General features: G+C 74.2%; 22 protein-coding genes. 8 read left to right on the top strand and 14 right to left on the bottom strand.

The window, feature by feature from the left end; translation table 11 throughout:
* Positions 1-364: 364 nt before the first annotated feature.
* Both ACSNOK_RS06665 and ACSNOK_RS06660 read right to left on the bottom strand, forming a co-directional pair.
* The gene (locus ACSNOK_RS06665) at positions 365-1,333 is read right to left on the bottom strand and encodes a helix-turn-helix transcriptional regulator (RefSeq protein WP_436779638.1); all 969 of its coding nucleotides are present in this window, start codon (positions 1,331-1,333) and stop codon (positions 365-367) included.
* Positions 1,334-1,407: 74 nt separating this feature from the next.
* Positions 1,408-2,019 (bottom strand): hypothetical protein, encoded by a 612-nt coding sequence (locus ACSNOK_RS06660; protein ID WP_436779637.1) that lies wholly within the window; start codon positions 2,017-2,019, stop codon positions 1,408-1,410.
* Between the two features lie 239 nt (positions 2,020-2,258).
* Here ACSNOK_RS06660 and ACSNOK_RS06655 point away from each other — a divergent pair, with 239 nt between their 5' ends.
* The 4 genes from ACSNOK_RS06655 (at position 2,259) to ACSNOK_RS06640 (ending at position 5,390) form a co-directional block, all read left to right on the top strand.
* Complete coding sequence (locus ACSNOK_RS06655) at positions 2,259-2,666, top strand: DUF3224 domain-containing protein (protein WP_436779636.1); 408 nt, start codon at positions 2,259-2,261, stop codon at positions 2,664-2,666.
* 174 nt (positions 2,667-2,840) lie between these two features.
* A complete protein-coding gene (locus ACSNOK_RS06650; RefSeq protein WP_436779635.1) occupies positions 2,841-3,047 on the top strand; it encodes a hypothetical protein in 207 nt (68 codons plus the stop codon).
* Positions 3,048-3,057: 10 nt separating this feature from the next.
* Positions 3,058-4,299, top strand: a complete 1,242-nt coding sequence (locus ACSNOK_RS06645; protein WP_436779640.1) for a radical SAM protein — start codon at positions 3,058-3,060, stop codon at positions 4,297-4,299.
* Complete coding sequence (locus ACSNOK_RS06640; RefSeq protein ID WP_436779634.1) at positions 4,290-5,390, top strand: aKG-HExxH-type peptide beta-hydroxylase; 1,101 nt, start codon at positions 4,290-4,292, stop codon at positions 5,388-5,390. Before ACSNOK_RS06645 ends, ACSNOK_RS06640 begins: the two co-directional genes overlap by 10 nt.
* A gap of 101 nt (positions 5,391-5,491) precedes the next feature.
* Here the strand turns inward: ACSNOK_RS06640 and ACSNOK_RS06635 are convergent, their stop codons facing one another.
* From ACSNOK_RS06635 to ACSNOK_RS06615, 5 genes are all read right to left on the bottom strand, one after another.
* Positions 5,492-6,178 (bottom strand): uracil-DNA glycosylase, encoded by a 687-nt coding sequence (locus ACSNOK_RS06635; protein ID WP_436779633.1) that lies wholly within the window; start codon positions 6,176-6,178, stop codon positions 5,492-5,494.
* Positions 6,179-6,323: 145 nt separating this feature from the next.
* Positions 6,324-7,091: an SDR family oxidoreductase gene (locus tag ACSNOK_RS06630; RefSeq protein ID WP_436779632.1), complete on the bottom strand. Its 768-nt coding sequence runs from the start codon at positions 7,089-7,091 to the stop codon at positions 6,324-6,326.
* Positions 7,092-7,107: 16 nt separating this feature from the next.
* On the bottom strand, positions 7,108-7,869 hold the full coding sequence (gene fabG / locus ACSNOK_RS06625) for a 3-oxoacyl-ACP reductase FabG (RefSeq protein WP_436779631.1): 762 nt from the start codon (positions 7,867-7,869) through the stop codon (positions 7,108-7,110).
* Between the two features lie 156 nt (positions 7,870-8,025).
* On the bottom strand, positions 8,026-8,418 hold the full coding sequence (locus tag ACSNOK_RS06620) for a DUF3037 domain-containing protein (protein ID WP_436779639.1): 393 nt from the start codon (positions 8,416-8,418) through the stop codon (positions 8,026-8,028).
* 8 nt (positions 8,419-8,426) lie between these two features.
* Positions 8,427-9,254, bottom strand: a complete 828-nt coding sequence (locus tag ACSNOK_RS06615) for a HipA family kinase (protein ID WP_436779630.1) — start codon at positions 9,252-9,254, stop codon at positions 8,427-8,429.
* 328 nt (positions 9,255-9,582) lie between these two features.
* On the opposite strand from ACSNOK_RS06615, the gene def reads away from it, so the two are divergent.
* Positions 9,583-10,242: a peptide deformylase gene (gene def / locus ACSNOK_RS06610; protein WP_436779629.1), complete on the top strand. Its 660-nt coding sequence runs from the start codon at positions 9,583-9,585 to the stop codon at positions 10,240-10,242.
* Positions 10,243-10,294: 52 nt separating this feature from the next.
* On the opposite strand, the gene ACSNOK_RS06605 is transcribed toward def, so the two are convergent.
* On the bottom strand, positions 10,295-11,227 hold the full coding sequence (locus ACSNOK_RS06605) for a LysR family transcriptional regulator (RefSeq protein WP_436779628.1): 933 nt from the start codon (positions 11,225-11,227) through the stop codon (positions 10,295-10,297).
* A gap of 74 nt (positions 11,228-11,301) precedes the next feature.
* Between ACSNOK_RS06605 and ACSNOK_RS06600 the strand changes: the two genes are divergently transcribed.
* Positions 11,302-12,402: a DMT family transporter gene (locus ACSNOK_RS06600; protein ID WP_436779627.1), complete on the top strand. Its 1,101-nt coding sequence runs from the start codon at positions 11,302-11,304 to the stop codon at positions 12,400-12,402.
* A gap of 96 nt (positions 12,403-12,498) precedes the next feature.
* On the opposite strand, the gene ACSNOK_RS06595 is transcribed toward ACSNOK_RS06600, so the two are convergent.
* Complete coding sequence (locus tag ACSNOK_RS06595) at positions 12,499-13,830, bottom strand: aminotransferase class I/II-fold pyridoxal phosphate-dependent enzyme (protein ID WP_436779626.1); 1,332 nt, start codon at positions 13,828-13,830, stop codon at positions 12,499-12,501.
* A 35-nt stretch (positions 13,831-13,865) separates the two neighbouring features.
* Between ACSNOK_RS06595 and ACSNOK_RS06590 the strand changes: the two genes are divergently transcribed.
* Positions 13,866-14,543: a pyridoxamine 5'-phosphate oxidase family protein gene (locus ACSNOK_RS06590; RefSeq protein WP_436779625.1), complete on the top strand. Its 678-nt coding sequence runs from the start codon at positions 13,866-13,868 to the stop codon at positions 14,541-14,543.
* Here ACSNOK_RS06590 and ACSNOK_RS06585 read toward each other — a convergent pair.
* The 5 genes from ACSNOK_RS06585 to ACSNOK_RS06565 form a co-directional block, all read right to left on the bottom strand.
* Entirely contained in the window at positions 14,530-15,630 is a 1,101-nt protein-coding gene (locus tag ACSNOK_RS06585) for a DMT family transporter (protein ID WP_436779624.1), read from the bottom strand. The genes ACSNOK_RS06590 and ACSNOK_RS06585 overlap by 14 nt on opposite strands.
* Positions 15,631-15,858: 228 nt before the next feature.
* The gene (locus tag ACSNOK_RS06580) at positions 15,859-16,944 is read right to left on the bottom strand and encodes an EamA family transporter (protein WP_436779623.1); all 1,086 of its coding nucleotides are present in this window, start codon (positions 16,942-16,944) and stop codon (positions 15,859-15,861) included.
* A 12-nt stretch (positions 16,945-16,956) separates the two neighbouring features.
* On the bottom strand, positions 16,957-17,499 hold the full coding sequence (locus tag ACSNOK_RS06575; protein WP_436779622.1) for a Clp protease N-terminal domain-containing protein: 543 nt from the start codon (positions 17,497-17,499) through the stop codon (positions 16,957-16,959).
* Between the two features lie 143 nt (positions 17,500-17,642).
* Positions 17,643-18,233, bottom strand: a complete 591-nt coding sequence (locus ACSNOK_RS06570; RefSeq protein ID WP_436779621.1) for a PadR family transcriptional regulator — start codon at positions 18,231-18,233, stop codon at positions 17,643-17,645.
* A 159-nt stretch (positions 18,234-18,392) separates the two neighbouring features.
* On the bottom strand, positions 18,393-19,865 hold the full coding sequence (locus ACSNOK_RS06565) for an MFS transporter (protein WP_436779620.1): 1,473 nt from the start codon (positions 19,863-19,865) through the stop codon (positions 18,393-18,395).
* Positions 19,866-19,962: 97 nt separating this feature from the next.
* On the opposite strand from ACSNOK_RS06565, the gene ACSNOK_RS06560 reads away from it, so the two are divergent.
* On the top strand, positions 19,963-20,973 hold the full coding sequence (locus ACSNOK_RS06560) for an Lrp/AsnC family transcriptional regulator (protein ID WP_436779619.1): 1,011 nt from the start codon (positions 19,963-19,965) through the stop codon (positions 20,971-20,973).
* The last annotated feature ends 94 nt before the right edge of the window (positions 20,974-21,067 follow it).

The following is a 21,067-nucleotide window of genomic DNA, read 5'->3' as shown; positions in this document are numbered from 1 at the left end:
CAGCCCCCGAGCGGCAGCCCGCCCCCGCGCCTCCGCCACGGGCCCGGACGGGCATGTGCGCGATGGGTGAACGGTACGGCCGCTGGCAGCCGGGCAGTGACGCGTCCCGCATCTGCCGGCAGGTGTACGGGGGGTGAGGCGGCGGGACGGTGACGTGGCCCCGGCGGGTCCGGGAACGGTCACGCGACCCACGCGGCCCGGCCCTGCCGCCCGGACGGCGGCCGGACGACCGGCGCCTCCGGCCAGTGGCGGCCGGACCGCCGCCCGCGCCCGATGCCCCCGCCCGACACCTCCGCCCGGCGTCCGCACGCCCCGGCCACTCCCCTCGCCTCACCGGCGGTCACCGCGCCGGGCGCGCCCCGGCTCACCCGGCGCCGTACCGGGCGGCGAGCGCCGACGCCGCCGCGGCGACCGCCGCCCGCAGTTCGGGCGGCCCCAGCACCTCGGCCTCCGCGCCGAGGCCGAGCAGGTCGCAGACCGCGACGGGCAGGGTCTCGACCGGGAGCGTGACCTCCGTCCAGCCCTCCGCGTCCGGAGGCCCGGCCGCCGCCACGGCCCGCGCGCCGGCCGCGCCGAACTTCACGGGCAGCAGCCGCAGGACGCCCGGCGACACCCGCAGCAGGGCCTCGCCTCGATGGAGCGTCTCCTCCAGCCGGCGGGAGGTCTCCGCCCAGGCGGCGGCCAGGTCGAAGCCGGGCGGACGCTCGAAACGGCCGGGCAGCGGCTCGACGGCGAGCACGCGGGAGACCCGGTAGGTACGGACGTCCGGGCCGGAGCGGGCGACCAGGTACCAGATACCACCCTTGAGGACGAGCCCCAACGGGTGCAGTTCCCGGCGCACTTCGCCCTTCCAGCGCCGGTAGTGCACGCGCAGGGCGCGCTGCCGCCACACGGCGTCGGCGACGGCCGCGAGGTGCGGCACGGGTTCGGCGTCGCGGAACCAGCCCGGCGCGTCCAGGTGGAAGCGCTCGGCGACGCGCCGCGCCCGCTCCCCCGCGCCGGCCGGAAGGGCGGCCTCCAGCTTGAGCCGTGCCGCGGCGAGCTCGGCCCCGAGGCCGAGTTCGGCCGCGGCCCCGGGCACGGTGGTCAGGGCGAGCGACCCGGCCTCGTCCTCGGTGAGCCCGGTGAGCCGGGTCCGGTACCCGTCGACCAGCCGGTAGCCGCCCGCCGGCCCCCGTTCGGCGACGACGGGAACCCCGGAGGCACCGAGCGCCTCGACGTCCCGGTAGACGGTACGGACCGAGACCTCCAGCTCCGCCGCCAGCTCGGGAGCGGTCATCCGCCCCCGGTTCTGCAGCAGGAGGAGCAGCGAGAGAAGACGGTCGGCGCGCATCCCCGCATCGTCCCACCGGCCGTTCCCGCCCCTGACGGGAGGGAACTCCCAAGGGGCGGGCCCGGCGGGCCGGCCTACCGGGCCCGGGCCGCCTTGAACTCGACGAACTGCCGGTCGTTCTGGCCGCCGTAGCGGCCCTTGGTGTACAGCGCGCCGTCCTTGTCGACGGAGGCCGCCGCCGCGAGGTACAGGCGGTCCCCGTCCCACCGGGTCCTGAACAGCAGGGAGTCGCCCTGGGGCTCGGGGGTCCAGGGGAAGTTCCGGCACGCTTGCTCCTCCATGAGGAGGACGCGCCCGTACTGGTGGCAGAACGCGGTGGCGCCGCCCGGGCGTTGCATTTTGATGACGTAGCCCTCGCCGTACGGGGCGTCGCTCCGTTTCTCGAAGACGACGGCCTTGCCGTACTGCCCGGCGCGGTCGGTGAACCGCACGGCGTCGCCGCCGCTCTCCCGCCGGAAGGTGAGCCCGCGGTCGAACCGGGTGGCCACCAGGTAGTAGGGGACGCCCGCCTCGACGGGTTCCGCCCGTACGCCGGCGGTCGCCGCCGGCGCCGTCCCGGCCCGGGAGTCCCCGCCGTCCGCCGCCCCCGCCGGTGCCGCCGCCACCGCGCCGAGCCCGAGGCACCCGGCCGCGACGACCGACCACCACCGCGCCGCCGTACGGCGCCCCCGCGCAACGTTCACCACGAATGTCCTCCTCCGCCCGCCCCGTCCGGGATCTCGGCTTGTCGTGTGCGCATCAGCATGGGCGACCCGGTCGCCGGGCACCACCGGGTTTCCGGCCGTGATCGCCTGTGCCGGGGCCGACGACGGGACGCCGGCCGCCCTTCGCTCACCAACCTGCCAGGAGGTGTCAGGTACGGCCGGGAAGCTGTGCGGGAACCGCCCGGACCGCACGGGCGCCCCGATCCCGGAGGAACCACCGCATGACCACGCACACCGGCTCCACGTTCACCTTCCTCGCCTGGGACGAGCACGAGCTCGGCCGGACCGACGGCGGCACCCGCCTCGCCCGGGCGACCGTCCGCAATACGTACACCGGCGTCATCGAGGCGGCGGACACCCGCTGCGCCTACACCATCGCCTACGCCCCGAACGGGACCGGCACCTTCTCCGGCTACCAGCTGTTCGACGGCTCGGTCGCGGGCCGGAAGGGCGGCTTCGCGGTGCGCGAGACGGGCACCTTCGACGAACGCGGCACGGTGCGCTGCTCGTTCGAGGTGGTCCCCGGCTCGGGCAGCGACGAACTGACCGGCCTCACGGGCGCCGGCTCGTACACGGCGGAACACGGGCTCAAGGCCGTCCCCTACCGCTTCGAGCACTCCGCCGGCTGACGTCTCCGGCTCCGGGGCGCCCGGGCGGGTGCGCCCCGGTTGCGGGGGCCAGGTGGCACGCATAGCGTCGCAGGCGCATCCCCGTAAATCCCGGCAATTCCACCTGTTTCCGCGCGTACCGCACGAGCGGCCAGGCTCCCCCACCGCCGCGCGCCGTCCCCTCCGGAGGAATCCATGTCGAGTCCCGCCGAGAAGCAGCAGCAGATCGAGATCCGGGTCCCCCTGGGGGACACCGACGTGCTCGGCGCCGTCGCCGACCTGCACCCGATCCTGAAGACCGCGCTGCGCACCCGATCCGACGCCAAACGGCCCCCGGTCGTCGCGGGCTACAACCGGCTGATCTTCAGCAGGAGCTGGTCGGAATACCCGCAGGACATGTGAAGCGGTGTCGATGAGCCGCCTGCGGGACGGCGACGCGGGCGGTCCGCCGTCCGCGTCCTACATCCTCAAGATCGCGTCCCGGTGCAACCTGAACTGCACCTACTGCTACATCTACAACAAAGGTGACACCAGCCACCGGACCCGCCCCCGGGTCATGTCTCCGGACGTCGCCCGGGCCGCGCTGCGCCGGATCGTCGAGTACGCCGTGCGCCACGGCCTGCGGGAGGCGGTGGTCGCCCTCCACGGCGGCGAGCCGCTGCTGGTCGGGAAAGCGTGGATGGCCCGGTTCCTGGACGACGTGGCGGAACTGACCGCCGAGCACGCCGGGGCGGTGCGGCTCTGGCCCACCGTCCAGACGAACGGCACCCTGCTCGACGCGGAGTGGATCGCGCTGTTCGCGCGCCACGGTGTGCAGATCGGGGTGAGCCTCGACGGCCCCGCCGCCTGGAACGACCTCCGCCGCCCCGACCACGCGGGCCGGGGCAGCCACCGGCGGGTGCGCGAGGCCATCGGCCTGCTCGCGGCCGGCGGCGACGCCTCGCCGCCCTGGGGCGTGCTGGTCGTGGCCGACCCGCGGATCCCGGGGCCCGTGGTCTTCCGCCACCTCCTCCGACTGGGCGTCCGGAAGATGGACTTCCTCTGGCCCGACCACCACTACCGGGACCTCCCGCCCTGGGAACCCGGCGCGCTCGGCACGTACTACGCCGACCTGTTCGACGCGTGGTACGCGCACGCCGACCCGGACGTACGGATCCGGTGGTTCGAGTCGGTCGTCCAGCTGGTGCTGGGCGGGGCGTCGGGCATCGACTCGCTGGGCGCCCACCCGGTGACCGACGTGGTGATCGAGACGGACGGCACGCTGGAGCCCCTGGACGCGCTCCGGAGCTGCGGCGACGGCATGACCCGCACGTCCCTGGGGGTCGCGCGCCACACGGTCGAGGACCTCCGCGGCACCGCCCTCTACCGGCTGGGCCTGCGCAACCAGGAGCTCCTCCCGGACGACTGCCGGGCGTGCCCGGTGTACGAGATCTGCGGCGGGGGGTACATGCCCCACCGCTGGTCCCCCGAGCGGAGGTTCGCCAACCCGAGCGTCCACTGCGCCGACCTGCGCCACGCCATCGGACACATCGCCGGGACGGTACGCGAGGGCCTCGCGCCCCTGGGCCCCGCCCCGCCCGGGGGGCCGGGAGGTTTCGGGGGATCCGGGGGACCGCACCGGAAAAGCCGGAAGGAAGAGGAAGCATGCCGCTGATCAGGGAAGTGCCCCGCGTCCTGCGTTGGGGCGGCGCCGAGGACGTCACCGGCCGGGCCCACGCGGAGTACGAGGAACTGGTCGGCGAGCGGCTGGGCCGGCTGCTGGCCCGGCTGCGGGAGACGGACCCCCGGCGGGAGGCGGAGGTGGTCGCCCGCCTGGCGCGGCTCGATGAGCGCGCGCTGCCGCGGGTGCTGCTCGCGCCCGAGACCACCCGGCGCCTGCTGTGGCCGGGCACCGTCGGCACCGACGGGGACACGGCGGAGTTCCTGATCCGCTCCTCGTGCGCCGAGTCGGCCCTGGACGGCGCCGGGCGGGACGTGCCGGGACCGTTGTGGACGGCGCTGGGCGACGCCCACGTCCGGGCCGGCGGCGAGCCGGTGCGGGGACCGTCGGTACGCGGCGTCGCGGCGCTCGACCTCGACAGCCCCTACGCCCTCGGCATCGACGTCCAGGGTGCCGGCTTCACCGCGCGGGAACGCCACACTCCGCTGGCCGGGCGGGAGCGGCGGGAGGCACTGGCCAAGGTGACGGCCGCCGTCGACGGCATCGGCGCGGTGAGCGGCGAGGTGCTGGCGTTCACCGAGCGCTTCACCAAGGTGCTGGTCCTCCTCCGGGACGACGCCGAGCCGGTCTTCTCGTCCGGCTCCTGCGGCCAGTACGTCGGACGGTCGGTGCTGGGCAACCCGCAGGCGCCGGCCGTGGACGAGGTGCTGGTCGCCGAGGGGCTGGTGCACGAGTCGATCCACGGGCTGCTGTACATGCTCGAACTGCGGGACACCTGGGCGCGCGACGACCGGCTCTTCGACACGACACCGGCCATCGCCTCCCCCTGGACCGGGCGGCCGCTGCCCGTCCGGCCGTTCCTCCAGGCGTCGTTCGTCTGGTACGGGCTGCTCCACTTCTGGTCGCTGGCGGACCGGGCCGGGGTCTTCCCGGCGGACCGGGTCCGCGAACGCCGGGAGGTGGCCGCGCGCGGGTTCCTGGGCGACGCGCTGCCGCGGCTCCTCGCCCCGTACCGGGACATCCTGGACGAGAACGTGGCCGAGACCGTCGAGGCGATGCGGGAACTGGTCACGGCCGGCGCGTGAGGAGCACCACCCCGGTCCGGGCCTCCGGCCGGAAGTCCGGCCCGGAGGCCCGGACCGAGAGCCCGAACGGAAGCCCGCCCCCGCCGCGCCGCGAAGACCGCTCACACCTCCAGGTCCGGGATGCGCCAGTCGATCGGCTCATGGCCCTGGGCCGCGACGGCCTCGTTGATCTGCGTGAAGGGGCGGCTGCCGAAGAAGCGCTTCGCCGACAGGGGCGAGGGGTGGGCGCCCTTGACGACGGCGTGCCGCGACTCGTCGATCAACGGGAGCTTCTTCTGCGCGTAGTTGCCCCACAGCACGAAGACCGCCGGGTCGGGGCGGGAGACGACGGCGCGGATGACGGCGTCGGTGAACTTCTCCCAGCCCTTGCCCTTGTGGGAGTTGGGCTCCCCGCCGCGGACCGTCAGCACCGCGTTGAGCAGCAGGACGCCCTGCTCGGCCCAGGGCATGAGGTAGCCGTTGTCGGGGACGTCGTAGCCCAGCTCGTCGCGCATCTCCTTGTAGATGTTGCGCAGGGAGGGCGGCGTCTTGACGCCGGGGCGCACGGAGAAGCAGAGCCCGTGGCCCTGGCCGGCGCCGTGGTAGGGGTCCTGGCCCAGGATGAGGACCTTGACGCGGTCGTACGGGGTGGCCTCCAGGGCGGCGAAGACCTCGCCGCGCGGCGGGTACACCGGCGCCTTCGCCCGCTCCTCCTCGACGAAGTCGGTCAGCTCCTTGAAGTAGGGCTTCTCCAGCTCCTCGCCGAGGACTGCGCGCCAGGACTCGGGCAGTACGTCGGTGACCGTCACTTCAGCAACCTCCGGGGTCGGTTCTCGATCGCGATCCGGGGACTTCGGATCTCGTCCGAGAACTTACCGGTGACCACTGACAACGGCCGTCGCGCGGGCGGGCCGGGGTCCGTACGGACCCCGGCCCGCCCGCGCTCGTGCCCGCTCAGACCGCGGCGTTGAGGAAGCGGCCGCCGTCGAGGACGAGCGTCTGTCCGGTGATCCAGGCCGCGGCGTCGGACAGCAGGAACGCCACCGCGCCCGCCACGTCCTCCGGGGCGCCGAGCCGGCCGAGCGGGTAGGGGGCCGTGGCCTCCTCCTCGCGCCCCTCGTAGAGGGCGGCGGCGAACTTCGTCTTCACCACGGCGGGGGCGACGGTGTTGACGCGGACGCCGGGCGCCATCTCGTGGGCGAGCTGGAGGGTGAGGTTGGTCATGGCGGCCTTGCTCATGCCGTAGGCGCCGACGAAGGGGGACGCGGAGAGTCCGGCGATGGAACCGATGTTGACGATCGCCCCGCCGTTCTCCTTCTGCCACGCCCGCCACGTCTGCTGGGCGAAGCCGAGGGCGGAGACGACGTTGGTCTCGAAGACCTTGCGGGCGACGCCGAGGTCGGTCTCGGTGATCGGGCCGAACACCGGGTTGGTCCCGGCGTTGTTGACGAGGTGGTCGACGCGGCCGTAGGTCTCCATGGCCCGTTCGACGGCGGCGGCCTGGTGGGCCTCGTCGTGGGCCTTGCCGGGCACGCCGAGCGCCCGGTCCGCGCCCAGCCGTTCGACGGCCTCCGCGAGGGCGGTCGCGTCCCGGCCGGTGACGACGACGCGGTCGCCCCGGGCGACGAGGGCCTCGGCGATGGCGTAGCCGATGCCCCGGCTCGCGCCGGTGACGAGGGTGACCTTCCCCTCGGCGGGGGGTTCGGTGTCCTGGGTGGTCATGGCTGCGCGTCCCCGTTCAGTCGAGCGGCCCGCCGGCCACGTACAGCACCTGGCCGGAGACGAAACCGGCGTCCTCGCCGGCGAAGAAGGCGATGGCGTGGGCGACGTCCGCCGGCTGCCCCACCCGTCCCACGGGGATCTCGCCGGCCGCCGCGGCCTGGAGGTCCTCGAAGCCGATGCCGATCCGGGCGGCGGTGGCGGCCGTCATGTCGGTGGCGATGAACCCGGGGGCGACGGCGTTGACGGTGACGCCGAACTTGCCGAGCTCCTTGGCGAGCGTCTTGGTGAGGCCCTGCAGACCCGCCTTGGCGGCCGAGTAGTTGGCCTGGCCGCGGTTGCCGAGGGCCGAGCTGCTGGAGAGGTTGACGATCCGGCCCCAGCCGGCGTCGACCATGTGCTTCTGGCAGGCGCGGGACATCAGGAACGCGCCCCGCAGGTGCACGTTCATGACCGTGTCCCAGTCGGACTCGCTCATCTTGAACAGCAGGTTGTCGCGGAGCACCCCGGCGTTGTTGACGAGCACCGTGGGCGCGCCGAGCTCGGCGGCCACCCGGGCGACGGCGGCCGACACCTGCTCGGCGTCGGAGACGTCGCAGCCGACGGCGAGGGCCTCGCCGCCGGCGCGGGTGATCTGTTCGACGGTGTCCGCGCAGGCCGCCTCGTCGAGGTCGAGGACGGCGACCGCGCGGCCCTCGACCGCGAGGCGCAGGGCCGTCGCGGCGCCGATGCCACGGGCCGCGCCCGTGACGACGGCCACCCGCCGTTCGGTGGTCAACATGGGGACACTCCTCACCTCGGGCGGCGCACCCGGCCGGTGGGAGCGGGCCGGGCGGCCCCTCGGACGGCGGGTGAGCAACCGCTCAGTAGCTTCGGCCGATCAGACGCTAGAAGCCCCGCCACCCGCTGTCAACGCCCTGCCGCCTCGCCCCGCGGCTCAGCGGACCAGCAGGTCGAGCAGGCGTTCCGGTTCCCCGCTCGGGTCGAGCGTCAGCCCGGTGTGCACCGGACCCGGCTGGACGACGGTGCTGCGCGGCGCGATCAGCCAGCGGAAGCGGCGGCCGGCGTCGTCACAAGCGGCCTGCCCGGCGCGATCGCCGCCCGCGCAGACGCCTTCGACGGCGCGGAGCGCGGCCCGCACCCCGGCGACGTCCGCGGCGGGATCGAGCGCCAGCAGCCGGTCCTCGTCCAGGTGGACGCGGGCCTCGACGAACGACCGCGCCTGGCAGTAGACGACGACGCCGGCGTTGATCCGCTCCCCGCGCTCGACGCGGGGCACGACCCGCAGCAGCGCGTACTCGAAGACGTCCCGCTCCTTGGCGTCCTGCATACGGTCCGTCACTTCCCGGCCTTCCTGTTGTCCAGCCTGACCCGTACCCACTCGGGCGCCTGCGAGGGCTTGTCGGCACTGCGTTCGCCGAGCGTGATCCGGTCGCCTACGCCGGCCGCCCGGGCGAGCAGCACCTCGACGTAGGCGCGGCGCACCGCGTCCGGCCCGTCGAAGCCCGGTTCGTCCGCCAGCCAGGCGTCGGGGACGTCGGCGACGACCCGGGTCAGCAGGTCCTCGGTGACGAGCGGGGCGAGTTCGGCCGTCGCGGCGGCGAGATCGGGGTCGAAGGTGGCCAGGACGTGGTCCGAGGCGTCGTACGCCTTGCCGGCGGCGGCGCCGGCGGTCGGCCAGTTGTGGTGCCAGATCATGGTGGCGCCGTGGTCGATCAGCCAGAGGGCGCCGTGCCAGACGAGCAGGTTGGGGTTGCGCCAGGAGCGGTCGACGTTGCCCACGAGGGCGTCGAACCACACCACGCGCCCGGCCTCGGCGGCGTCGGTCTCGAAAGCGAGCGGGTCGAAGCCGAGGGCGCCGGGGAGGTAGTCCATCCCCAGGTTGAGGCCGCCGCTGGACCGCAGCAGCGCCTGCACCTCCTGGTCCGGCTCGCCCCGGCCGATCACCGGATCGATCCGGACACCCACAAGTTCGGGAACTCGCAGCCCGAGCGCACGCGCGAGCTGCCCGCAGATCACCTCGGCCACGAGGGTCTTGCGGCCCTGGCCCGCCCCGGTGAACTTGACGACGTAGGTGCCGAGATCGTCGGCCTCGACGATGCCGGGCAGTGACCCGCCCTCGCGTAGAGGGGTGACGTAGCGGGTGGCGGTGACTTCGGGGAGCACTATCGCCGGCCCCGCGACTCTTCTGCCTTGCGGTCCATGGTCCACTCCCGAGTTCTTCCGCTCCCGTGTTCTTCCGCCGAACGGTCCGCGAATGGAGGACGCTCCCCCGCTTCCGGCCGCACGGCACGTAGTGAGCATAGTAACCGAGCGTGACGACCGAAGCCGCACGCCCGCACCTCCGAGCACGCAGACCGAACCGAGTTGACAAACCGTCACCAACTGCTTTGCAAAGAGTGATACTTTGGAAAGCATTCGGTCAGGCTGAGCCACAGCCGGCCGGGACGCCGCTCCCGGCCGGCTCACGCACATGCGAAAGGCACGGAAACTCATGGCTGTTCGGTCCGGTGACACGTCGCAGGACATCCGCGTCCGCGTGCAGGGAGAGCCCGTGGACTCGTTCCCGGAATACGCTCCCGAGGTCGAGCGGGGCGCGGTGCACCGCATCACCGTCGTCGGGGAGGACGTCCTGCACCGACGGTGCCGGCCGGTCACCGAGTTCGGCACGCCGGAGCTCTCACGGCTGATCGACGACATGTTCGCCACGAACCAGGTGGCGGAGGGCGCGGGCCTCGCCGCCAACCAGATCGGTGTGGACCTCCAGTTGTTCGTGTGGGACATCACGGACGAGTGGGGAGTACGCCACGTCGGGCACATCGCCAACCCGGTGCTGGACGAGATCCCGGCCGAGGAGCGGATCCTCATCGAGGAGTCCGAAGGCTGCCTGTCCGTCCCCGGCCCCTACCGGATGGTGCCACGCCCCGACCGCGCCGTCGTGCGGGGCATGGACAAGGACGGCAATCCCCTGGTGATCGAGGGCAGGGGGTACTTCGCCCGGTGCCTGCAACACGAGACGGACCACCTGCACGGCCACCTCTACCTCGACCGACTGTCCCAGCGGGAACGGAAGTCGGCGCTCCGCGAGATGGAGGACTCCAAGGAGAAGATGTTCGCCCGGCGGGCCAGGATGGCGAAGAAGCTGGGGAAGTAACGCCGCCCGGCCCGGCGCACCCGACGCGGCACCGCCTGAGGTCACCCCCCGGTCACTCTCCGGGCGCTTCGGGCCGCGCCCGCCCGGTGAGCTCGCGGCCGGCCGCGCACAGTGCGTCGACCGTGGCCCGGACGGACGGGCGCGCACCCTCGTCGGCGCGCCAGACGGCGAAGACGTGCCGGTACATGACGTGCCGCACCGGAAGCAGGCGCACCCCGTCGGGGACCGGTCCGCGGCCCAGGCGTGGGGAGACGACGACGCCGAGGCCGGCGGCGACGAGGACGAGCTGGGTGTGGTGCTCGTCGGCCATGTGCGAGATACGGGGTTCGACGCCCTGCGCCCGCAGGGTGCCCAGCAGCCAGTCGTGGCAGAACTCGCCCTCGGGCCAGGAGACCCACTCGTCGTCGGCGAAGTCCTCGAGAACGACGTCCCGGCGGTCGGCGAGCGGGTGCCCGGCGGGCACCGCGACGTCCACGGGGTCGTCCAGGATCGCGGCCTTGGACAGGCCGGCGGGCAGGGTCACCGGCCGGTTGGTCCAGTCGAGGAGGACGGCGACGTCGAGGTCACCGCGGTCGACCCGCCGGACGGCCTCTTCCGGGCGCATCTCCACGACGCCGACGGTGAGTTGCGGGTGGTCCGCGCGGAGCCTGACGAGGGCGGCGGGCAGCACTCCGCGGACGGCGGTCGGGAAGGCGCCGAGCAGCAGCCGGCCGACGGCCCGGCCGCGCTGCGCCTCCAGGTCCGACCGGGCGAGCGCGACCCGCGCCAGGATCCCCGCGGCATGGGAGGCGAGCAGCCGTCCGGCGTCGGTGAGGCGGATGCCGCGCCCCTGCCGGGCCAGCAGCCGTTCGCCGGTCTCACGTTCCAGCTTGGCCAGTTGCTGGGAGACGGCCGAGGTCGTCACATGCAGCTCCGCGGCGGCGGCGCTGACGGATCCGCAGCGGGCGACGGCGTCGAGCGTGCGCAGACGCTCCAGATTCAACATTGCAGCGATACTACGCGAACACACGTACGTTAATTTGCTTGTTCTACGAGGTCCGGTCGGCCATCTTGAGCCGCATGAGCCCCGTCACCTCCCGTCCGCCCGTCACCTCGGCCGTCACCCCGGCCGACGCCGCACGCACCACCGGGGCGCCTCCGGCGCCCTCACCCTCCCCTTCCCGTGGTTCCGTCCTCTCCGCCGTCGACTGGCGCGTCCGGTTCGGCGCGCTGGCCCTCGTCTGGGGCTTCAGCTTCCTCTTCATCCGGCTGGGGACCGACGGATACGCCCCGCTCTTCGTCTCCCTGGGCCGCATGCTGTTCGGCACGGCGGTGCTTGCCACGGCCCTGCTGGTCAAGCGGCAACGGCTGCCGCGCTCGGTACGCACCTGGGCACACCTGACGGTGGCGGCGTTCCTGCTCAACGCCCTGCCGTTCTCCCTGTTCGCCTACTCGGAACTGCGCATCCCGTCCTCCCTGGCGGGGATCTGCAACGCCACCACGCCCCTGTGGGGCATGGTGCTCTCGCTGGTGGCACTGGCGGAGGACCGGCCGACCCGGCGCCGGTTCGCGGGGCTCGTCCTCGGCTTCGCGGGGGTGCTCGTTGTGCTCGGCGCCTGGAACGGATTCTCCGGGCAGGACCCGTGGGGCACGGCCATGGCGCTGACGGCGTCGGCCAGTTACGCGGTCGGCTGGATCTACGTACGGCGCATGCTGTCCGGCACGGGCGACTCCCACCTGTCCCTGTCCACCGGCCAGTTGCTGGTCGGCACCGCCCAACTGGCCGTCGTCGCCCCGCTGGCCGCTCCGCTGCCGTCCGCCTTCCACCCTGTGTCGCTGCTGGCGGTCGCCGCGCTGGGGGCGCTGGGCACCGGGCTCGCCATGCTCGTCCAGTACGGGCTGGTGGCCGAGGTCGGCCCCACCACGGCGGCGTTGAGCACCTACTTCATCCCCGTGGTGGCCACGGCGGCCGGCGCCACCCTGCTCGGCGAGGACCTGACCTGGAACATGCCGGTCGGCGCGCTGATCGTGCTGGCCGGCGCGGCGCTGACGCAGGCCCGGGGCGCCCGGAGCCGCGATGCCGAGCCGGTTCGAGAACCGCGCGGCGCCCGGGAAGCCGCCGCGGACGGCGTACGACACCCGCGGACCGGCCCCCGGGAGAAGGCCACACCCCGCCCGTAACGCACCACGCCCGAACCCACCACCCCCATAACTCGCACACCTGTAACTCACCCCACCCGAACCCCCGGTACCGCCATCACCCCCGTAGACCGCGCCTCAGCCGTACCGCCCCGCCGGGGCCGGGCCGGTCGCCGACGCCAGCGCGTCCGCGACCGGCTCCACGTCCTCGGGGCCCAGGGCCGACACCGTGATCCGCACCCCGGGCGGCGAGGCGAGCCGGAAGCGGGCGCCGGGCGCCACCGCGTAGCCGGCGCGCAGCAGCCGGGCCACGACCCCCGTCTCGTCCGGCACGGGCAGCCAGACGTTCATCCCGCTGCGCCCGCGCGCCGCCAGCCCCCGCTCCCGCAGGGCACGGACGAGCGCGTCGCGCCGACGCCCGTACGCGGCGGCCGTCGCCACCGGATCGACGGCCCCGGTGCGCCACAGGTGGAGCACCGCGTCCTGGAGGACGTGACTCACCCAGCCGGGCCCGAGGCGCTGGCGGCCGCGTACCCGGTCCACGGTCACGCTGTCGCCGGTGAGGACGGCGAGCCGCAGGTCGGGGCCGTAGGCCTTGGCGACGGACCGGATGAACGCCCAGTGCTCGGTGGCCCCGCCGAGCGGGCGCGGGGGCGCGTCGACGATGCCGTGGCCGTGATCGTCCTCGACGAGCAGCACCCCGGGGTGGGCGGCGAGGACGGCCCGCAGCTCGCGGGCGCGCTCCGCGCCGACGAGGGCGCCGGTGGGGTTCTGCGCCCGACTGGTGACGATCAGGGCCCGGGCGCCGCCGTCCAGGGCGCGGGCGACGGCCCGCGGGTCCGGGCCGTCGTCGTCCACCGCGACCGGGACGGGCCGCAGGCCGAGCGCGGGGACGAGGTCGAGGAGGCTGCCCCAGCCCGGATCCTCGACCGCGACGGCGTCGCCCGGGCGCAGATGGGCCGCCAGCACCCGCTCCAGCCCGTCGAGAGCCCCGGAGACCACCGCCACCGGCCCGTCCGGCACCCCGTCCGCGGCGAAGGCGGCGCGCGCCATCCGCTCCAGCTCGGTGTCGACCGGCGCGTCGCCGTACAGCACCGGCGCCCGGGCGGAGCGCTCGGCCGCCGCCGCGAGCGCCGGGCCGAGCGGGGGCAGCAGCGCGGGGTCGGGGTTTCCCGTCGCCGCGTCGCACGCCCCGTCCGGCACGTCCACCGCGATGAGTTCGCGGGGCGTGCTGGCCGGGCGAGGCCGCACCCGGGTGCCGCGCCGGCCGGCCGTCTCGATGACCCCGCGGTCGCGCAGGATCCGGTAGGCGGCCGCCACCGTGTTGTGGTTGACCCCCAGCTCGACGGCCAACTCCCGCAGCGGTGGCAGCAGTTCCCCCGGCGGCAGGCGGCCGTCCCCGACGGCACGCTCCACACTCTCCGAGATCTCCGCTGCGCGGCGGCCCGTGATCCGATACTCTTCTAGCACAAAGCCGAGTATGCACTAGTGCAATGGAGTCCGCAATGTCTTCCCCGGCCCCGTCCCCCGGCGGGACGTACGAGCGCACCGCCCGCACCACGCCCACCCGCTACCGCGACCGCGCCTCCTACGACCGCGAGCTGGTCCACGCCATCCTCGACGACGGCTGCCTGTGCCATCTCGGCTTCGTCCGCGACGGCGCCCCGGTCGTCCTGCCCACGCTGTACGGCCGCGTCGGCGAGCGGCTGTACGTGCACGGCTCCACCGGCTCCGCCCCGCTGCGCGCCGCGGGTGAGGCCGAGGAGGGCATACCCGTCTGCGTCACCGTCACCCACTTCGACGGCCTCGTGCTGGCCCGCAGCGCCTTCAACCACTCCGTCAACTACCGCAGCGTCGTGGTGCACGGCACCGCCCGCCGGGTGACCGACCCCGAGGAGCTGACCACCGCGCTCGACGCGCTGGTGGACCAGGCGGTGCCCGGCCGGGCGGCGGACTCCCGGCCGGCCTCGCCGAAGGAGCTGGCCGCCACGGCGGTGCTGCGCGTCGACCTCGCGGAGGTCTCCGCCAAGGTCCGCGCCGGCGGCCCGGGCGACGATCCGGAGGACCTCTCCCTCCCGTACTGGACGGGCGTCGTCCCCGTGACCACCGTGCGCGGGACGCCGGTCCCGGCGGACGACCTCGCCCCCGGCATCCCGCTCCCGGACTACCTCACGCCCCGCTGAGCGGCCGCCCGGCGGCCGCGGCGGCCTCCGTTCCGCGGGCCGCCTCGGGCCGGGCGGGCCGGGCCGCGCCCCGCGTCTCCACCAGGGCCAGCCCGGCCACCGCGGCCATCAGCACCACCGTGCCCAGGACGGTCGCGGCCGTCAGCCGCTCCCCCAGCACCGTCACCGCGATGACGGCGGCGGTGACCGGCTCCAGCAGGGTGATCACCGTGGCCGTGGTGGCGCGCACCGCCTGCAGCCCGGTGAAGAACAGCGCGTAGGCCAGCGCCGTCGGCACGGTCACCAGGTAGGCCATCAGCAGCAGTGTGCGCCCCAGGCCATGGGCGCTCGGCAGCACACCGCCCGCCACCGCGAACGGCAGCAGCAGCACGGTGCAGACGCCGAACGAGGTCAGGGTCGTGGTGAAGGGGTCCGTCGCCCGGCCCTCCCGGCCGAGGTGGCGCGTGTGGACGGCGAACAGCGCGTACCCCGCCGCCGACAGCAGGGCGAGCGCCACCCCGGCGGGCCGTACGGTGGCCGAGCCGCCGCCGAGCACCAGTACGGCCAGCCCGGCGAGCGCCCCGGCGACGGCGAGCCGGCCGCCCGCGCCGAGCCGTTCACCCATCAGCAGCCGGCCGCCGAGCGCCGCCAGTACGGGCGCGGCGCCCAGGGTGACGACGGTGCCGACCGCCGTACCCGTCGCGTCCACCGACGCGAAGAAGGCCGCGTTGAACACGGTGAGCCCGACCCCGTTGACCAGGGCGGCCGTCACCCGCCGCCGACGCGGACCGGCCGGCCGCGCCCGCCCGGCCGCGCGCCGCGAGGGCACCAGGAACCGTACGGCCAGGAGCAGCGCGAAGCCGCCGGCGCAGCGCCAGAAGGTCAGCGCGACCGGGTCGAGGCCACTGCTGTCGATCGCCAGGGTCGCGGTGGCGCCGGTGGTGCCCCAGGTGAGGGCCGTGAAGGTGACGTAGAGCAGCCCGCGCCCGGCGGACGGGACCCGCGCGGCACCGGAGCGCGCACGGGAAGCGGACGGAACCGAGGCAGCAGAGGTGCCAGAGGAACCAAAGGAACCAGAGGAAGGGGACGACACAGAGGTGTCGGACATGACTGTTCTCCCGCGGAAGACATGAAAGGTCGCGTGGTCTTCGTGGCGGGCAGCGATCGGCACCCGGGCGCGCCGCAGGGCGCACCGGGCCGGCGTCCCGGAGGAGCGCACGCGGAAAGACACCGCGTCGGACGTCCGGGAGCTCCCGAAGGTGATCGGGTGAGGAAGAAGCCGCCCGCGTCAGGCGGCGGGAGGCGGAAGAACAGCACTCGTAGGCATGATCACATATTAGGACCGCGACGAACCGCCGGACAACTCCCTCCCGCCGGCCCGGCCTTCGCCCTCCGCGCCACGGATACCCCCATCAGGCCCGCTTCCTCCCGGCATGTCCGCGCCCGGAGCACCCGCCTCCAGGAGCCCGGCGGCCCTCTCACCCCCCGCCCGTACTCCCCCGGTGTCCCGAGGCGCCGAGCGCTGGGCGACGAAGGCGCCGAGCAGTACGAGGACACCGCCCACGAGCTGCGGAACGGACAGGCGCTCGCCGAGCAGCACCCAGGCGAGCACGGTGGCGACGACCGCCTCCAGACAGGCCACGACCCCCGCCACCTGCGGGGACAGCAGGCGCACGGACACCACCCCGGTGAGGTAGGCGGCCACGGTGGCGACCAGCACCAGCCAGGCCAGCAGGACGACGGCCGGGACGTCGCCGCCCCGCAGTGCCGCACCGCCGGCGAGCACGCGAACGTCCATGCTCCAGGGCCGCGCCACCGCCGTCAGAAGGAGCGCGCCGATGAGGAAGCCGTAGGCGATGACGCCCACGGGGTCGGCGGCCTCGGCGCCGTCGCCGCCGTGATCGGACAGGACGAAGTAGCCGACCTGGCAGACGGCCCCGCCCAGGGCGAGCAGCAGTCCCAGCGCGTCGAAGCGCAGCCCGGACCACACCTCGACCACACAGGCCAGCCCGACGATCGCCGGCACCACGCCGGCCGCGGCGGCCCGCGACACCGCCCGCCCGCGCACGAACCGCACCCAGCCCAGCACCAGTGCGGGGGCCAGGTACTCGACGAGCAGGGCCACCCCGACCGGGATCCGCGAGATGGCCGCGAAGTAGCAGGCCTGAACGCCGGCGACGGCCAGCAGGCCGAAACCCGCGAGCAGCGCGGGACGGCGCGTCACCAGGGCGCGGTGCCGCCACGCGACGGGCAGCAGCACCAGGGCCGCGCCGGCGGCCCGCAGCCAGACGACGTGCAGCGGGTCGAGGCCGGCCTCGATCAGCGGCTTGGCCGCGACCCCCGAGCCGCCGAACGCGAGTGCGGAGACCAGGGCGAGGCCGAGCCCCGTCCCCCTTCCGCCGGACAGCAGTTCCTTCGGCATCGACGCATCATGTCAGGCTCCGACAGGACCGTCACCGGTGTGACTCCTGGCCCAGCGGCCGGAGACCGGCCGGGAGCGCAGCCGTTCGGCGTCGATCCCGGCGCGGCGCAGCACTTCGACGGCCCGGCAGCCGGGGTCCAGGGCGAGCGCCGCCAGCAGGTCGAGCCCCTCGACCGGGCCGGGACCGCGGGCGGCGGCCTGGGCGTACGCCTCGCCCATGGCGGTGGCGGCGGCGGGCGACCAGCCGGGCACACCGCCCTCCGGCAGCAGCGGCAGCGCCCGGGAATCCTCGACGGAGCCGCGCCAGCGCAGGCCATAGCCGATGCTGCGCTGTACGAGGTAGCCGAACAGCCGCACGAGCCGGTCCGGGCCGCCGGGCAGCGCGAGCCGGGTCCGGGGATCCGACTCCAGCAGGGAATGCAGCAGGTGTGCGGTGTCGATCTGCCGGTCACCGTCCCGCTGGACGCGCCTGCGGGCACCCGCGACCGCCGCGGCCACCTCGGCGCTCAGCGGCGCCGCGTCCGCCCCGCCGGTGTCAGGTGTACGGCTTTGCACCCTCCCACCCCATCAGTTCCGGGCGCGCGAAGGCATCCCCGGCCGGAAGCATTCGCGCGTCCCCCTCCGGTTGGGCGCGTACGCCCGCGCGCTCCTCCTCGAGGAGGAGACGCCCAGGCGGCCCCCGGTGAACCGACGGCGCGTCAGTCGCTCTCGGCGAGGATCAGATACAGCTTCCGGCGCGTCTCGTTGACGACGGCCAGCGCCTCCTCCCGCTGCTCCGCGCTGCCGGTGCGCCAGACCTGCCCGAACGCCTCCATCAACGCGAAGCCGGCCTGCCGGATCTCCTGCGCGGTCTCCCGCTCGGCACCGCCCGCGACCTGCTCCCAGGGGGCCGGGGAACCGGCGTCGGCCTCCGCGCGGCCGGCGTCGGTGAGCGCGAACAGCTTCTTGCCACCCTGGCTCGCGCTGCTGATCAGCCCCTCGTCCTCCAGCAACTGCAGGGTGGGGTACACGGACCCGGGGCTGGGCCGCCACACACCGCCGCTGCGCTCCGTGATCTCGCGGATCATCTCGTAGCCGTGCATCGGCCGGTCCTTCAGCAGCGCCAGGATCGAAGCCCGCACATCACCACGCCGGGCCCGGCCTCCCGGACCACTACGCCCCCGCCCACCGAACGGCGGCCCACCGAACTGCGGCCCAAAGGGCCCAAACGGCCCGAAAGCCCGCCGCCCACCAGGCTCACCACCACGCCGACCGAAGCCGGGGTGCTCGCTTCCATGGGGATACCGCATATCGCTCCTCCAGTACGTCGATCGTTCGCGATATCTCAACGATATATCGGCACCTCCCTTACGGCAAGGCCATACCCGCCCGCACGGCTGACCTGCCTCAGCGAGCTCAGGTCTCAATCAAGAGCCCCGATGGGCTGACCGCCCTCCGCTCCAGAGCTGTCACCTGGCCGTCGCTTCGGGATCGAACGGCTCACCCGGGCCCGTGGGCGATGGGCGCCGCCGCGGGAGCATCATGGCCGTGGTCACCGCGGTGGCGAGGATGAGCGCGGCGGCGAGGCAGAAGGCGTCGCGGGCGCCGGTGAGCGCGGCGGCGGCCGGGGTGGGATCGCTGGGCGCGGCGGCATGGAAGAAGAGGCTGCCGAGCAGGGCGACGCCGAGAGTGCCGCCGAGTTGCTGCACCGCGTTGAGCAGGCCGGCGGCGGAACCCGTCTCGTGTGGGCGCACTCGGTGCAGGGCGGTGGTGAAGAACGGCACGGCGTACAGGCCCTGACCGATCCCGGCCACGGCCAGCGCGGGCAGCAGCGGCCACGGGTAGGAGGCGGGCGAGCTGGTGGCATACACAGCGGCGGCCGATACGACTCCGGCGAGCAGGGCCAGCAGGCCGACGCTCATGACCCGGGCCCCGTAGCGGGGTACGAGCCAGGCGCCGGCGACCCAGGACGACAGCGCCATCGTCGCCGACCACGGCAGCAGCGTGAAGCCGGCCGAGAGGACGTCGCGGCGCAGGCCCAGCTGCATCTGCAGCACGGCCACCAGCATCAGGCCGCCCACCACGGAAAAGAACAGCACGCTGGACACCAGCGCGGCGGTGAAGCCGCGGTCGACGAACAGGCCCGGCTCGATGAGCGGGCTGTGGCCTCCGCAGGCCCGCCGACGTTGATGTGCGGCGAAGCCCGCCAGCACCGCGCCGCCGGCGGCGAGCATGGCCCACGACCAGCCTGGCCGGCCCTGTGCGCCGCCCTGGATCAGCGGATAGACCAGCAGGCCGCTGCCCAGGACCGCCAGCGCCGTGCCGACGTGGTCCAGCCGCGGTCGAAGCGCGGCACGGTCCTCGTGCAGCAGCGGCGTGGCCGCCAGCACAGCGGCGCCGAGGGGGACGTTGACGAGGAAGACCGCGCGCCAGGAGGAACCCAGCACATCCGCTTGGGTCAGCGCGCCGCCGACCATCGGGCCGGTCACCGCGGCGAGCCCCATGACCGGCCCGATGGTGCCCATGGCCCGGGCCAGTGCGGGGCCGGTGAACATGGCGCGGATCATGCCGATGGTCTGCGGGATGATCAGTGCGGCCGCGGCGCCCTGCACCGCCCGCAGGGCGATCAACGCCGCCGTGGACGGTGCGAGCGCGCACCCCAGTGAGGCCAGGACGAAGCCGGCCATGCCGACGCGGAACATCCGCCGCCGGCCGACGATGTCACCCAGCCGCCCCCCGGTGATCAGAAAGGCGGCGAAGGGCAAGGTGTACGCGGCACTGAACCACTGGATGCTGGAGGCCGGACCGCCCAAACCAGCGCGGATCACAGGGCCGGCGACGGTCATGATGGTGGCGTCGAGGAGGTTCATGGCCTCGGCGACCAGCAGCACAGCGAGTGCGGCCCAACGTCGCAGCGGAGGCGCGGTGGTGGAGTAGGACATGCGCCCGAGCGTGCGCGCCGCCGCCGGGACACCTCCACCTTGAGCGGCTGAATCGCTGAATCATTCCATGGGAATGTCCGTGGTGCATGATTTTCACATGCTGGACGACATCGACCGTGGTCTCATCCACGCCCTGCGCATCGACGGGCGGGCGCCGTTCAGCGCGATCGCCGACGTCCTCGACGTCTCGGCGCAGACAGTCTCCCGCCGCTACCGGCGGCTGTGCGCGGACGCCGCGCTGCGGGTGGTCGGCCTGACCGAGCCGCAGCGCAGCGACCGCACCCAGTGGCTGCTGCGGTTGACTACGGGCCCGCGCACCGCCCAGGACCTTGCCGAAGCGCTGGCCCGCCGCGCCGACACCTCCTGGGTCAAGCTCGCTTCGGGCGGCACCGAGATCGTCGCGATCGTGCACACCTCCACCGCCGACGGGCCCGCCGGGCACGCGCTGCTGTTGCACGACATCCCGCGCACGGCCGGCATCACCGCGGTCTCCGCGCATTGCGTGCTGCACACCTACCTTGGTGGACCCACCGCCTGGTCCGGCCATCAACAGGCTCTCGACGCCGCGCAGCAGCGCCGACTGCGCACCGCCGTGGCCGAGGCGGCGTCTGTCGCCGCCGCTCCCGGGGTGCGGACGACCGTGAGCCAGGCCGACTCCGACCTGCTCGCCGCTCTCCAGCGCGACGGTCGGGCGAGCCTGAGCGGCCTCGCCGAGGCCACCGGCTGGTCGCCCGCCACCGTCGCGCGCCGACTGGAGCAACTGCGGGCCGGCGGCCGGCTCTTCTTCGACGTCGAACTCGACTCCACTCTGCTGGGCGTCACCACGCAGGCGCTCCTGTGGATGAGCGTCGCCCCCGCCCACCTCGACCAGGTCGCCCGCACCCTGGCCCGGCACCCCGAGCTGGCCTACGTAGCCGCGGTCACAGGCCCCCACAACCTCACCGCCCATGCCCTGTGCCCCGACCCGGCGGCGCTGCACCGCTACCTCACCGAACGTCTGGGCGCCCTGAAGACGATCCGCACTCTGGAGACCGCGCCCGTGTTACGCACGATCAAGATGGCCGGACCGCTCCCAGCCACCGGCAAGCCACCCATGCGACGCCGCTGACTCGTGCCGGACGACGCGCGACACGCGGCCTCGACCGCCCCGGCTTCTCATAGCTGATCTTCGATCGGCCTCGAAAACCGAGCGACGTGACGAC

Source organism: Streptomyces sp. URMC 126 (genome assembly GCF_051386555.1).
GTDB lineage: Bacteria > Actinomycetota > Actinomycetes > Streptomycetales > Streptomycetaceae > Streptomyces.
Note: the sequence above shows the minus strand (reverse complement) of the source record. Positions and strands in the feature narration are given on the sequence as shown.

Excerpts from the sequence above, each read along its gene's own strand:
- ACSNOK_RS06665 (WP_436779638.1), bottom strand. The coding sequence starts at position 1,333 with ATGCGCGCCGACCGTCTTCTCTCGCTGCTCCTCCTGCTGCAGAACCGG.
- ACSNOK_RS06655 (WP_436779636.1), top strand. The coding sequence starts at position 2,259 with ATGACCACGCACACCGGCTCCACGTTCACCTTCCTCGCCTGGGACGAG.
- ACSNOK_RS06650 (WP_436779635.1), top strand. The coding sequence starts at position 2,841 with ATGTCGAGTCCCGCCGAGAAGCAGCAGCAGATCGAGATCCGGGTCCCC.
- ACSNOK_RS06645 (WP_436779640.1), top strand. The coding sequence starts at position 3,058 with ATGAGCCGCCTGCGGGACGGCGACGCGGGCGGTCCGCCGTCCGCGTCC.
- ACSNOK_RS06640 (WP_436779634.1), top strand. The coding sequence starts at position 4,290 with ATGCCGCTGATCAGGGAAGTGCCCCGCGTCCTGCGTTGGGGCGGCGCC.
- ACSNOK_RS06630 (WP_436779632.1), bottom strand. The coding sequence starts at position 7,091 with ATGACCACCCAGGACACCGAACCCCCCGCCGAGGGGAAGGTCACCCTC.
- fabG (WP_436779631.1), bottom strand. The coding sequence starts at position 7,869 with ATGTTGACCACCGAACGGCGGGTGGCCGTCGTCACGGGCGCGGCCCGT.
- ACSNOK_RS06620 (WP_436779639.1), bottom strand. The coding sequence starts at position 8,418 with ATGCAGGACGCCAAGGAGCGGGACGTCTTCGAGTACGCGCTGCTGCGG.
- def (WP_436779629.1), top strand. The coding sequence starts at position 9,583 with ATGGCTGTTCGGTCCGGTGACACGTCGCAGGACATCCGCGTCCGCGTG.
- ACSNOK_RS06605 (WP_436779628.1), bottom strand. The coding sequence starts at position 11,227 with ATGTTGAATCTGGAGCGTCTGCGCACGCTCGACGCCGTCGCCCGCTGC.
- ACSNOK_RS06600 (WP_436779627.1), top strand. The coding sequence starts at position 11,302 with ATGAGCCCCGTCACCTCCCGTCCGCCCGTCACCTCGGCCGTCACCCCG.
- ACSNOK_RS06590 (WP_436779625.1), top strand. The coding sequence starts at position 13,866 with ATGTCTTCCCCGGCCCCGTCCCCCGGCGGGACGTACGAGCGCACCGCC.
- ACSNOK_RS06585 (WP_436779624.1), bottom strand. The coding sequence starts at position 15,630 with ATGTCCGACACCTCTGTGTCGTCCCCTTCCTCTGGTTCCTTTGGTTCC.
- ACSNOK_RS06580 (WP_436779623.1), bottom strand. The coding sequence starts at position 16,944 with ATGCCGAAGGAACTGCTGTCCGGCGGAAGGGGGACGGGGCTCGGCCTC.
- ACSNOK_RS06570 (WP_436779621.1), bottom strand. The coding sequence starts at position 18,233 with ATGCGGTATCCCCATGGAAGCGAGCACCCCGGCTTCGGTCGGCGTGGT.
- ACSNOK_RS06565 (WP_436779620.1), bottom strand. The coding sequence starts at position 19,865 with ATGTCCTACTCCACCACCGCGCCTCCGCTGCGACGTTGGGCCGCACTC.
- ACSNOK_RS06560 (WP_436779619.1), top strand. The coding sequence starts at position 19,963 with ATGCTGGACGACATCGACCGTGGTCTCATCCACGCCCTGCGCATCGAC.